The sequence below is a fragment of the Pseudoalteromonas sp. TAE79 genome, assembly GCF_000498015.1.
GTDB lineage: Bacteria > Pseudomonadota > Gammaproteobacteria > Enterobacterales > Alteromonadaceae > Pseudoalteromonas.
On the sequence record NZ_AUTL01000228.1, the window covers coordinates 39,502 to 52,363 of the forward strand.

The following is a 12,862-nucleotide window of genomic DNA, read 5'->3' on the forward strand; positions in this document are numbered from 1 at the left end:
ATTATATCTCCTCAACTATTGGATTTACTTTCATGTCGTTTAAGTAACTAACAAGTGGGCGCGCCACCACTTTTAGATTTTTAGCACCATCTACTGGCGTAATATATACGTAATTCCCACGCTCAAATACTTTATTAGCGTGTGTGCTTACTAAGCTATTTTGATCATTTACGTACCAAATTAAGCCATCTTGAGATACCGCCGAAGCAGGCAGTTTTATTACGTTAGTTAACTGCTTACCGGCAATTTCTACCGCTAAAAATGTGCCTGGTAACAATGGTGTTGCTTGCTCAAAAGGTTTATCTAGCGCAACCACTACACTGCGCTGGCGAGAGCTTTCGTCTAGGTGTTGTTCAAAACGCTCAATGTAGCCGTTCCATTTAGTATTAGTGGTTACATCAGTTAAAATAACCTCGCCTGATTTATTATTTGCTAGGTTTTGCCACTGACTTAATGAAAGCGGTACCGTTATTTCTACTTTGTCAGTGCTGTTTAGCGTGGCAAGCGTATCGCCAATACTCACATAAGTACCTAAATCTATATCGCGCGATAAAATAACAGCGTCAAATGGTGCACTTAACTGGGTGTTATTTACATCACGCTGTGCGGTTTTAAGTGCATATTGTGCTTTATCGAGCGTAGCTTGCGCGGCTTCTAACTGCAGCGTTCTAAATACAAGCGGCGAGCTTGGCGCTTGCGTAACGCCTGAGCGATCCCATTCACGTTTTGCTTGATTACCTAAATCTTGTTCTTCTTGCAGTGCTAGTTTTGCATCAGCCAATGTTACTTTTGCGCTAGCTAGAGCTTGTAAGTATTCGGTGTCATCAATTTGTGCAAACACCTGCCCTTTAGTTATTAAGTTACCGGTCGAAAATTGCTCGCTCATACTGGTTACTTCGCCTTTAACTTGTGCTTTTAAGCTAAATGACCAATGCGCTTTAGCTTCACCGTGGCCGCTAACATAAGCCTGATAAGTGCTCGGAGCTGCATTAATTACCGATACATTTGGGGCAATAGCTTTAATAGCGGCTGGTTGTGGACTATTTGCTTTTTCAACCATTTTTTGACCGTTATACATAATAGCAAGCCCTATACAAACAATAGCAACAAGCGTTACAACAACCGGTGTTGGCGAAATTTTCATGACGATACTCCAAGGCCCAAAGCGAGGCCTAAATCTATGCGGTTAGTTAAAAGGGTGTAGTTTATTTGGCTAAGCTGGGCTTGCAGGTCGTATACTTTTTGTTGCACTGTTAGCAAATCTAAAATATCAACCAAACCTTGTTGATACTTACTTTGATAGTTACTAAAGCTGCGTTTAGCGCTAGCAAGTGCATTGCTAATTTGCAGTTGCTGCTCGGTTAATGATTGCTCCTGCCCGAGTGCATTTTCAACTTCGTTTACAGCACTTAGCAGCGTATCTTGGTACTGCCAAAACGCTTGCTCGGCATTTAATTTTGCAATATCAACTTGCGCACGCAGTGCTCCACCTTCAAATAAAGGGGCACTTAAACTGCCTAATAAACTCCACACTGGGCTGGTTAATAATGATTGGCTTGGCGTGCTTGCAAAATCACTCAGTGATGCCGAAAGCGAAATACTCGGTAGTAGCTCTTTGTACGATACATCAACCAAGTAATGCTTTGCCTGAATGTTGTAATAGGCACTTTGTAAGTCAGGTCGGCGCGCTAAATCTTGCTCTGGTAAGGTACTTAATGGCTCAATAACGCTTGGTAGTGTTAATGTATTTGGCAGGTTTTGAAGTTTATCAGTGCCTACAATTAGCATTAAAGCACGCTTTGCTTTTGCTATTTGTTCTTGGTAATCGGCAATGGTTGCGCGAGTAGATGCCGTGCTAGTACGGGCGGTATCAAGCGCTTCTAAATCACCTAATCCATATTGGTAGCGCTCTACAATACTTTGCTCATTATTTTGTAAAACAACTAAACGTTGTTGCTCTATATCGAGCAAATTTTGCTGCAAAATAATGTTTAAATACGTGCGTATCACGCTGGCTACTAAGGTGTCTTTAGCGCCTTGATAAGTAGCTTGATTACTGGCAATAGTCATATCTTGCGCGGCTACATTGTCAGCAATTTTTTGCCATATATCAGCTTCCCAACTTATACCTACTGATGAGCTATATTGCGTGCCTTCGGTTTCACTGCGCTGCGCGTCAAATCCCGCATCTACACTAAACCACTGACTTGCAGCGGTTACATCACGCTGCGCATAAGCTAGTTTTAATGCAACATGCACTTGATTAAACGATGGGTTATTAGTAACAGCTTGCTCAATAAGCGAATCAAGCCCTTCTATATTCACCAAATCGGTAATGTAATTTACGTGCTGTGCGTTACTTTGCGTGTACTGCCAGTTTGTATGTTGCTTTAGCGGCTGCTCAGTACTATTACCTTGATAGCTTGGCTGACTACTACATGCAGCAAGTGTACAACTAAGTGCAAGTAAAAAACCAGTTGAGTGCTTTTTAAAATAAACCATTTAACTATGCCTAATTCGTACTATTACACATAGCTTATTAGGTCGAGGGTTAAGAAGGGGTTAAAAGGAGTTAACTTACTTTAGACAAATTAGTATTTGCCTCGCTTAGCCAAATTACGTAGCCTTTGGCAAAAATACTCATTCAAAACCCACATGCAAAAATTAATTTTTACTCTTTTTTTAATATTCCCAGCTTTATTACAGGCTAAAGTCACTTTAAGCGATAAAACGCTTATTTATAGTGGTCAAATCAACAAACAAAATAACAATACAGCAGCTGAGCTGTTAAAAAACAATCCCACAATTAATACCTTTACTATTACCAGCGGCGGCGGAAACATAGCTTTAGGAATGGATTTAGCCGAGCTAATTTTGGCGCATAAATTAACCGTAAATATAAAGCAGTTTTGTTTTTCATCGTGTGCTAATTATGTGTTGCTTGCTGGGCACCCTACTACAATAGAACCTAATGCAATTATCGGTTGGCATGGAGATGCAGCCTCAGCAAAATGGTTAGACAGTGATATTGATGCCATGGTAAAGCATTTAGAAGAGCCGCAAAAAAGCCAAAAGTGGGAAGAATTACGTGCTCATTACGATGAGGTAATTAATAAAGCAAGCCTGCGCGAAAAAGCCCTATACAAAAAATTAAACGTAAATCATGATTTACTCACTGTAGGGTTAAAACCCAATTTACGCAGCGCAGCTATAAAGCAACGTGCCCGTGGCTGGACGTATTCACCTAAAGTGCTTAACTATTTTGGAATTAGCAATATTAGCTATAATAATTGGCAACCTCGCTCAGCTAAAAACTTCCCCCTTCTTATTATTAACGATCTTAAATAATTAATTGGTTCCCCTCCATTTAGTAACACTCTCTTATTTGCAATATAAACCCTGTTAAGCGCAGGGTTTTGCTTTTTAGGGACATTTTGAACCTCAATTGAATACTCACTATTTATAATACAAATACAGATTAAACTTTTAAATCTAATTGATATCAGTTATCATTCGCAACATCATTAACTTTTTATATTAACAATAATGAACAAGCTAATTAAGTTTACCCCAATATTATGCGCCCTTGCTTTAGCTGGCTGTGGTGGTGGCTCTGGCAACACAGCCCCGCAGTTTGCACAACCTAATTTAAGCTTTACTGTAAACGAAGACACTCCATTTACTGCTCAAGTAACAGCCACCGACGACGATACCCTTAGCTACACACTTGCTAATGCACCAAGTAACGGCACTATAGCAGTAGAAGCAAATGGTCAATTTACGTATACGCCTTTTAGTAATTATTATGGCGAAGATACCGCGACCATTAGCGCAAGCGATGGCAACTTAACAGCAAATGTTGTGGTACGTTTTAGCGTAGAAAATGTTAATGATGCACCACAGTTACTAACCACTAACGTGTTTGTTACCTCTTCAACCACCACACAAGGGATTATTACTACGCAAGATTTAGATGGTGACACCGTAACTATTAGCTTAATTACACCACCTAGTAATGGCGTAATGAGCATAAATAGCACCACGGGTGAATTTACCTATGAGGCACAAACTCTAAGCAGCATTGATGAGCAATTTGAAATTAGTTACACAGATGGCCTAATTAGCGAGCCATTAACTGCAATTATTTCGTTAAGCCCTTCTTATGTAACTAACGAAGACAAACTTAATTATTACTACAGTTCTAGACTATCTCATCTAAAACAAGCAGATGAACTAAGCGCAAATATTGCTGACGAACTGTCTCGTTACGATATATACGCAACCCAAGCTGCGGCCTATGCGCGTGCAGGATTTTTAGATACTGCTAACGACTATTTAGCACTTATAAACGAGCAAACGGCGCGTTCTTCGGCACTAAAAGATGTGGCGCAAGCACTTGATGAAATAGGCCAAACAGAGCAAGCAAACGATTACCGCGTCCAAGCGGTAGCGGCCTACAACCAATACTTAGCTGATAAAGGTTTCGATAACATTGCCTCATCAGACGCATCAGCACTTTACTCTTTAGTAAAAAGCTACCTAGACGCCGATCAAGTCTCGCAAGCAAGTAATTTGTTGAATACAATTTCGTTATACGCTGAGCAAGTACGCGAAGACGAATACACATCAAGCTATGGCTACTTTTTAAATAGCGTACGCTTATCAATAGATGATGCCCTACAAAGCTATGTACAAAGCCTAGATGAAAGCGATTTAACTCAAGCCAAATTACTTTCCAATAACTACGCGCAACTTGCGGTAAAAACGGGTTACAGACTTGTACGTAGCGGCGAATACGAAGGCCAACCATACGAGCAATACAAAACGTTGCACGGGGCTTGGGCTGCGCAATACCTTTATAGAGCTGGCGAATTTGAAGCAGCAAAAGATTACACTAACCAAGTCCTTGCTATGTATGGCTCTACCGGTTTTGATAGTAACTACACCTACTCAGCGTCGCCATACAGCGCCGCTACATTAGATAACTACACTTACCCTATTCAATTTTTAGCGGGCTTAATTGAAGGCTTATACCAAAGCGACGAAAACCCAGCAATAACGCTGTCAGACAGCGAAACCGATATAAACAACGCTCAAGAGCAAGTATATGGCTTTAATATAGCTAAACGCCTACTTGCCGGTGAAGATATAACAAGTGCCGCAGCACAAGCTCGCAGCTTTTTTACTGAAAATGGCGATTATAACGAATTCTTTAGAGCACTTACCGAACTTGATAACGTCCCAGGCACAGGCCTAATTTTAAGTGAGGCCGGCAGAAACGACTTAGCACAGCAAGTATTTACCTATGCGGGCGACTTTTTAGCCTCTGATGAATACATTAGCAAAGAGTCATCAACCACGTTTTTAACGGGTTTTAAAGGCTGTAAGTCATTAGTAAGCTTAACAGCGCGAGTTGGTGGTGATACAGCAAGTGCGGCTAATAAATGTTTAACCATACTTAATACGCTTAATGATGGCGACATACGCACGCTAAGTAATAGCTCATCAATTACGGCGCATAATCAAGTAATAGTATCGCTAATTGAAGGCGGCTTAGCGGAGCAAGTAGCCGGTGTACACAATCAACTACTTAGTTATATTGCACTAGATGAAGATACCGAAGACAGATTTGAAGCCCGCCTAGAAACCTTAGGTTACTTAGTTAATGCAAACCAAACATCGCTTGCAAGCACCACTTTAAATGATGCAATTACAGAAATAACACCTGCGTTAAATGAGTTAACAAGCGATCAGCTAGAAACTATTTTAGCCGCTGTTAAAGCCGAAGTAATTGGTTTAGAAGAAGCTCAAACAGGTGAATTTTTACGTTATTCTATGCTTTCAAGTATGGGTTCAAACGCAGCGAACATTAGCGACTTTTCAGCAAATTATAGTAATGCAAAAACACAAGCTAGCACGCTTTTAAATACGCTTGAGCCTCTTATTTTGGGCTTTGCCGATACAATTATTGCCGACAACATGGCAGACTTAGTTAACAGCTTTACGTTAATTAACGATATTACTAAATCACAAAGCCTAATAACTAATGGCGTTAATGGCGAGGCTGATCAGCTTGAGCTTTACATAGGCATGACCAACTTAGTTGCCTCACGCGATGACTTTAGAGGCATAGCTATTGCGAGCGTAGACACCGACCACGACGGCTTACCTAACTTCTTTTTACCTAATAGCAGCGATGAAGACATAGCCTTAGCAGGATTAATTGCCGACCAAGATGCCGATAACGATGGCGTCATTGATAGCGAAGACACTACCCCACTAGGTATTTAAATAAGAGCCGTAATATATGCAGACACCGACTACCCTCGCGTGTCTGCTTTTGCTTTCTCAGGGTGTATACGCCGCAGAGCAGCAACAGCAGACCGAACCAAAGCCACAGCCATGTAACGAACTTAAAGATGAGCAAAAAGAGCGCTGTGAAGCACTTGAGCATATTGAAGTAAAAGGCCAGTACATAGGCATAGAAGTACCCGAAGTTATTGGGCGTTCTTATTTAAACCGTGATTTTATAAACGCCACACCTAAAGGCAATGGCGATATAAATGAGCTAATTGCATTGCTCCCTGGCGTGCAGCTAAGTAACGAAGCGTACTCTATTGGTAGCTTAGCTTAGCTGAGATCAGCGCGCCAGAAATATCAATCTCAGGGGCGCAGCCTTGGCAAACAGGGTTTTCGTTAGATGGGTTAAATTACAATAACCGCATAGACCCAGCAAGCAGCAGCCGATTAAGCTCTTCATCAGACGATGTGTCGGGTGGCGTACAAAGTATGAACGTGAACTCCGATATAGTTGAATCAATCACAGTTTACGACCATAACATACCGGCTGAATTTGGTGGTTTTTCGGGTGGTATTGTTGATAGTAAAACCAAAAGCGTATTTGCAAACAACAGCTTTAGTTTTGGCGTGCGGGGGAATCAAAGTAGCTGGGGGAGTTATCATTTTATTGAGGCTGATCAAGACAGTTCACAGCAAAATGTTGACCAAAGTACTCTTGAAGAGCCTAAATACGAAAAAATTAGCTATAACCTGCGTGCTAATAAACAAATTAATGAGCGCCATGGATTAATGATGAGCGTTAATTACTTAGCCAGCGACATCAGCGATTTATCGCTAGGGGAAGTAAAAACCCAAAGCAGAACAAACATAAATGCGATTGTGAAGTATGGCTACCGAAATGGCTGGGTAGATGCACTAGATTTAACACTAATGTACTCCCCCTACGAAGTTGATAACTTTATAACGGATGCCAAAGACAGTAACTTTCATTTAGAAGGCGGTGCTATTGGCGCCGTTGCGGCATTAACTGAGCATTTTGACTTTGCATCGTGGCACAGTAATCTTAATTTTAGTATGAGTGACAGCAGCCGAGAAGGCCCAGCTCACTTTTATAGCTGGCTACAAGCCAAAGGGAAAGATTGGGGGCAATATGCCGACCAAGGCGATGCGCAAACTCGTTACTCTCGCCAAGGGGGATATGGCGCCCTAGATAATACCCAATACACCACCAGCTGGAAAAACACCCTTGATTTTAAAACGCTGGAGTTTGCAGGCACTGAGCACCGCATTAAAGCCGGTATTGAACTTATTCGCCAAGAAGTAGAACGCGAACGCATACAAAATAGCTACAGCTACGACTCCCCTATTATATGGTCTAGCGCGAGTACGCCACTTAATTGCAGCGGTTACACACTTGATTGCCAAGCACTTCAAACCACTATTTCTATTGATGAGTTAGCAGCACAACTTGGTGGCGAAATTGATTTTAATAATCAATCGCACATTACTGCCTATACAAATAATGTAACAGCTACAGCGCAGTATTTTAATGGCCGTTTAGTCACCCCTGCCGAATACATTAACGTAACACTTAATCGTGCCTCGTTTTATGTAACCGATAGCATCACATTAGGGCAGCTAAACCTAAACTTAGGTATGCGCTACGAATATGATGACTTTTTAGCAAATCATAATATCGCGCCACGTATATCGCTGGGTTACGACGTATTTAACGACAACCGCACTATTATTAGTGCAGGCGTTAACCGCTATTACGACTCTGCCATTATTGGTTATAAAGTCAAAGAACAGCAGCGTTTTTCATATCGAGAATACCGCCCAATTGAAAACGGTTACCTGCAAGGGTGGCTACCTTCTAACTATACTGGCGCGTTTAAGTACCGCTTTGATGATGTAAACACCCCGTACGATGACGAACTCGCATTAGGTATTGCACATTCATTTGAAAAAGCAGGTAATGTATCGCTTAAATATGTCAAACGTAAAAAGCATCAGCAATTTTCTCAGGTTACCGATGAAGAAGCAGGTAGCGATGGCTATAAATATATTCGTATGACCAACGAAGGTGATGGTAGCTCAGAGCGCTATTCTATTTCGTGGAGCGCGCAGTTTGGTAGCCATTCATTATGGGCTAACGCCTCATACGCTGAAAACAAAGTCTCTAACGACGACTACAATGCCACTGCTGAAAATACCCCCCTTGACGAACTCGTTTACTACGAAAATGCAAGTGGCAGCGGCGAGCTTGTAACGCTTGGACAACTTGATCAAATTCGTACAAACTTTGGCACTCCGATTACCGGTGCGCTAGGTTGGAATGTTGATTGGAGCAATTCATTAAGCACAGGGCTTAACGTAACCTTCAGTGATAGCTACACCAGCGCAGTGAGTACCGGCGCAAGCGAAAGCATAGGCCTTGAACAGAGCTGTGCAAATTGTCCTGCAGAATCAACACTTGTTGATGTATACGAAGAACAAGAAATTCGTGCCAGAACCATGCTAGGCCTTAGCCTGCGCTATAGCCACAACCTAACAAAAACCCAGTCAGTTGAAATAAGAGCAGATATTTCTAACTTGTTGAATGCACGTACTTACACAGTAAACGAAGGCGCATCTGGTATTGAGCCTGGGCGTATGTTTTGGCTAGGAGTTAGCTATAACTATGATTAGGTTATTAAGCATTTTTTTTCTGTGCTCATTTAGCTTAAACGCCACACCAACAAGTAGCCACGATTTACGCTCACTGTATAGCAAAGGCCAAGCACACTGGCCTGCTATTCAAACCAGTGATGGCAGAAGCGTTGAGCCCATGTCGCTTTTGCCTGTAGCCTCGCCAAAACCTGAGCATGTTGCTTTAGGTGACAAGCTCTTTCATGATGTGCAGCTCTCGCGTAATAATACCGTTAGCTGCGCAACCTGCCATGAGCGCGACAAAGGCTTTCATGATGGCCGCACAACCGCAGTGGGTATTGATGGGAAAATAGGCACACGCAATACCCCTGCAATTTTTGGTATAGATCAGTGGCAAAGTTTTTTTTGGGATGGTCGCGCTAAAACAGCTGAGCAACAAGCACTTATGCCCATTAGCAACCCAATTGAAATGGACTTAGATCCACAAAAAGCTTTAATGCGGGTCAATAAAGATAAAAGCTATACGGCATTTAATAAAAGTGCTTTTAATTCAAATACGCTCTCTATGGCACAAATGGCAGAAGCCCTCGTTGCATTTGAGCGAACACTCATTGCACCTAATACTCGCTTTAAATCATTTATTAATGAGGTTCAGAGTAATCCAAAAAAAGCGCTGAGACGTTTATCCGATAATGAATTAAACGGATTACATTTATTTAGAACCAAAGCAAAATGTATGACTTGCCACAATGGCGCACTATTAAGTGACAACCAATTTCATGGCACTGGCCTTCATTACTACGGCCGTAGTTTTGAAGATAAAGGCCGGTTTAATTTTACAAATAATCCAAGTGATATAGGGTTATTTAGAACCCCTTCTCTACTTGGTTTAACTGAAACATTTCCTTGGATGCACAATGGGCTTTTTGATGACCTACTAGGCATAGTAAACATGTACAACCATGGTGGAGCAAGACCTAAGCCTAGGAAAAGCCAATTAAACGATCCACACTTTCCTAAAACGACGAAACTGTTAAAACCATTAAAACTCACCAAGCAAGAGCGTTTAGATCTTGTTGCATTTTTACGGATTTTATAAGTTTTGTAATTGCTCTATCAACCATTTATGAATAGGGCTGTTATTAGTACGCGGGTGCCATGCGGCTATTACTTTAAATGTAGGGGGCAGAGCTTCTATTTTTAGCTGTTTAACTTTGCTGTTTGGTAATAATCTTGATGGGTAAAACGCGAGCATATCGGTTGTATGTAAAATGTCGGGCACCGCAGAAAAACTTGGTACCGACATAACAATATTACGTTTTAGCCCTTGGCTTTCAAACCACTGATCGTGCGATCCGCGTAAATTAGCGCGCGATGGCGATACAACTAGCTGAGGATGCTTTGCAAATTGCGCCAAGCTCAAAGGCTCCGTATAAGTGCTGTTACCAACACCAGAAATACACAAATGCTGCTCTTCAAACAAAGTAATATAAGAAAGATTGTCGGGTATAAATTCCGGAAAGCTAATCAGCAAATCAAGCTCGCCTGCTATTATAAGTTGATTAACGTTATCGGATGCAAAGTCGCGCACTATCAGCTTTAAACCGGGGGCTTCGCGGCGAGTAATATTAAATAATTGCGGCAATAAGGCCTGCGTGGCGTAGTCGGTTGCGCTTATGGTAAACACACCTTTATAAGTTTGCGGGCTAAACTGCTCGGGCTCTAGTAACGACTCTAATTGCTTTAAAATATTATTAATAGGTGCCTTGAGCCCTTGCGCTTTAGGAGTAGCAACCATGTTATTGCCTTGGCGAATAAACAAGCGATCGTCAAATAAGTCTCGTAGTTTTCGTAGTTGCTCACTAATGGCTTGTTGCGTTAACCCCATTTTTTTGGCTACTTGCGAAAGATTTTGCAGTTCTAATAAGCTACTGAGTACTCTTAACTGCTTTATATCGAGCCGACTAATACCATTCATAATTGTATGCTGTACAAAAAAGTGTTGTTTCAAATTGTATCCTTAAATCTCTATGCTGCCAATGTTACTTAACCACTATTTAAGCCTTTGTTTGCTTTATAAGAGAATTTAAAATGAAATCAGAATTAGTTAATACCGCTCCTTTATTCTCATCAATTGAGCTTGGCCCTTTTACACTTAAAAACCGTATTGTGATGCCACCTCTTACTCGCTCTCGCAGTACTCAGCCTGGCAATATTCCTAATGAATTAATGGCTGAGTATTACTCGCAGCGTGCATCGGCTGGTTTTATGGTTACCGAAGGCACACAAATAGAGCCTCGTGGGCAAGGTTACGCTTGGACCCCAGGTATTCACTCGCAAGCACAAATTGAAGGCTGGAAAAAAGTAACACAAGCAGTACACGCTAAAGGCGGTGTTATTTTTGCTCAGCTTTGGCATGTAGGGCGCGTATCGCACACCACGCTACAACCAAATTCAGGTAAACCGGTTGGCCCTTCAGATATTATTGCTGAAAACGTAAAAGTATTTATTGAAACCGCACCTGGTGAAGGCGTATTGGCTGACCCAAGTGAGCCCCGAGCATTAAGTACTACTGAGGTTGGCGAGCTAGTAAATATGTATGCTCAAGCTGCACGCAATGCTCTAGAAGCAGGCTTTGATGGTGTGGAGCTTCATTGTGCTAACGGGTATTTAGTTAATCAGTTTATTTCTGAGCATACCAATAACCGTGACGATCAATACGGTGGAACACTTACTAATCGCCTGCGATTTTTAAAAGAGATAGTTGAAGCGGTAAGTGACGTTGTAGGCTCTGATCGTTTAGGTGTTCGCTTTGCTCCTTTATTTGAAAGCACAGATGAAACACGAGTGTATTTAGGACTTGTTGAATCAAACCCTCATCACACTTATATCCAGGCCGTTAAAGTGCTTGAGCAAGCAGGTATTGCTTACTTATCGATTGCGGAAGCTGATTGGGATAACGCTCCCGATTTACCACAAGAATTTTATAAAGCAGTACGAGCTGAATTTTCAGGTCGCATTATTTATGCTGGTAAATACACAGTAGAAAAAGCGGTACGTATTTTAGGTGAAGGTTACGGTGACTTATTTGCATTTGGTCGCCCATTTATAGCTAACCCTGATTTACCAGAGCGTATAGAGAATAATTGGACGTTTAACGAAGCCGATGCAGCCACTATGTATGGCGGTACTGAAGTAGGTTATAGCGATTATCCTTTTTATCAAAAGTAATTAACCTGCAAAGCCAAGGAAGGCTTAATTACTAATTTCGTATCTATTTTTTGTGATACCACTAGGGGCTGTTGATCTTTGTAGTACATATATCAATCAGCCCACATTGGTAGCCACATCATAGTAAATGCTAAAGCGAGCATTGAATGATAATTTCGTTCAAGCTTTTCATACCGCGTGGCTATCCCTCTATATTGCTTAATACGGCCAAATGCATTCTCAACCAAGTGCCGATATTTGTACATGCACCAGTCAATATCTTCATTGCCTACTAAACTGTTGCCCTTACGTGGAATAACGGGTGTAGCGTTATTATCACGAACAAACGCTCTCAGTTTTTCACTGTCGTAGCCTTTATCTGCGACAACCATATTACTTGTTGGGCAATTAGCTACGAGTGACTCTGCATGGACGATATCATGCGTATTTCCACAGGATAATTCATAATAAACAGGCAACCCTCCGCTATCGACTGCAAGATGAATTTTCGTAGAATTTCCACCTCGGCTCTTTCCAATTGATTCATTGTCAGCAGTTCTTGCACCGCAACTATGTTGATGAGCCCTGACAATACTGCCATCAATGAAGACCCAATCCATGTCCGCATCACGAGATAATGCGCGAAACAGTTCATTCAAAATCCCTTTTTTGGACCATAAATTAAACCGTCTGTAGATAG

10 protein-coding genes are annotated in these 12,862 nt (G+C 41.6%); 6 read left to right on the forward strand and 4 right to left on the reverse strand.

Going from position 1 to position 12,862, the window contains the following annotated elements:
- Position 1: 1 nt before the first annotated feature.
- Both L655_RS0117900 and L655_RS0117905 read right to left on the reverse strand, forming a co-directional pair.
- Positions 2 to 1,144 (reverse strand): efflux RND transporter periplasmic adaptor subunit, encoded by a 1,143-nt coding sequence (locus L655_RS0117900; RefSeq protein WP_024605816.1) that lies wholly within the window; start codon positions 1,142 to 1,144, stop codon positions 2 to 4.
- Entirely contained in the window at positions 1,141 to 2,502 is a 1,362-nt protein-coding gene (locus L655_RS0117905; RefSeq protein ID WP_024605817.1) for a TolC family protein, read from the reverse strand. The genes L655_RS0117900 and L655_RS0117905 overlap by 4 nt, the downstream gene beginning before the upstream one ends.
- A 153-nt stretch (positions 2,503 to 2,655) precedes the next feature.
- Here L655_RS0117905 and L655_RS1000000127040 point away from each other — a divergent pair, with 153 nt between their 5' ends.
- From L655_RS1000000127040 to L655_RS0117925, 5 genes are all read left to right on the forward strand, one after another.
- Entirely contained in the window at positions 2,656 to 3,348 is a 693-nt protein-coding gene (locus L655_RS1000000127040) for a hypothetical protein (protein WP_241764510.1), read from the forward strand.
- A 198-nt stretch (positions 3,349 to 3,546) separates the two neighbouring features.
- On the forward strand, positions 3,547 to 6,291 hold the full coding sequence (locus tag L655_RS0117915; RefSeq protein ID WP_024605819.1) for a cadherin-like domain-containing protein: 2,745 nt from the start codon (positions 3,547 to 3,549) through the stop codon (positions 6,289 to 6,291).
- Positions 6,292 to 6,307: 16 nt separating this feature from the next.
- Positions 6,308 to 6,634 carry a hypothetical protein gene (locus tag L655_RS1000000128150; protein WP_241764511.1) on the forward strand — a complete coding sequence of 109 codons (327 nt, stop codon included), beginning with the start codon at positions 6,308 to 6,310 and terminating at the stop codon, positions 6,632 to 6,634.
- Between the two features lie 155 nt (positions 6,635 to 6,789).
- Complete coding sequence (locus L655_RS01000000125860) at positions 6,790 to 8,991, forward strand: porin (RefSeq protein WP_241764512.1); 2,202 nt, start codon at positions 6,790 to 6,792, stop codon at positions 8,989 to 8,991.
- Positions 8,984 to 10,051: a cytochrome c peroxidase gene (locus L655_RS0117925; protein WP_024605820.1), complete on the forward strand. Its 1,068-nt coding sequence runs from the start codon at positions 8,984 to 8,986 to the stop codon at positions 10,049 to 10,051. Before L655_RS01000000125860 ends, L655_RS0117925 begins: the two co-directional genes overlap by 8 nt.
- Here the strand turns inward: L655_RS0117925 and L655_RS0117930 are convergent.
- Entirely contained in the window at positions 10,046 to 10,963 is a 918-nt protein-coding gene (locus L655_RS0117930; RefSeq protein WP_198925109.1) for a LysR family transcriptional regulator, read from the reverse strand. The genes L655_RS0117925 and L655_RS0117930 overlap by 6 nt on opposite strands.
- An 80-nt stretch (positions 10,964 to 11,043) precedes the next feature.
- Between L655_RS0117930 and L655_RS0117935 the strand changes: the two genes are divergently transcribed.
- Entirely contained in the window at positions 11,044 to 12,183 is a 1,140-nt protein-coding gene (locus L655_RS0117935; RefSeq protein WP_024605822.1) for an alkene reductase, read from the forward strand.
- Positions 12,184 to 12,275: 92 nt separating this feature from the next.
- Here L655_RS0117935 and L655_RS0117940 read toward each other — a convergent pair.
- Positions 12,276 to 12,862: IS5 family transposase (locus L655_RS0117940; protein ID WP_024603875.1), on the reverse strand; the 587-nt coding region annotated here is incomplete at its 5' end.

Coding starts and splice junctions, on each gene's coding strand:
- L655_RS01000000125860 (WP_241764512.1), top strand. CDS start 6,790: ATGAACGTGAACTCCGATATAGTTGAATCAATCACAGTTTACGACCAT.
- L655_RS0117915 (WP_024605819.1), top strand. CDS start 3,547: ATGAACAAGCTAATTAAGTTTACCCCAATATTATGCGCCCTTGCTTTA.
- L655_RS0117905 (WP_024605817.1), bottom strand. CDS start 2,502: ATGGTTTATTTTAAAAAGCACTCAACTGGTTTTTTACTTGCACTTAGT.
- L655_RS1000000128150 (WP_241764511.1), top strand. CDS start 6,308: ATGCAGACACCGACTACCCTCGCGTGTCTGCTTTTGCTTTCTCAGGGT.
- L655_RS1000000127040 (WP_241764510.1), top strand. CDS start 2,656: ATGCAAAAATTAATTTTTACTCTTTTTTTAATATTCCCAGCTTTATTA.
- L655_RS0117900 (WP_024605816.1), bottom strand. CDS start 1,144: ATGAAAATTTCGCCAACACCGGTTGTTGTAACGCTTGTTGCTATTGTT.
- L655_RS0117925 (WP_024605820.1), top strand. CDS start 8,984: ATGATTAGGTTATTAAGCATTTTTTTTCTGTGCTCATTTAGCTTAAAC.
- L655_RS0117935 (WP_024605822.1), top strand. CDS start 11,044: ATGAAATCAGAATTAGTTAATACCGCTCCTTTATTCTCATCAATTGAG.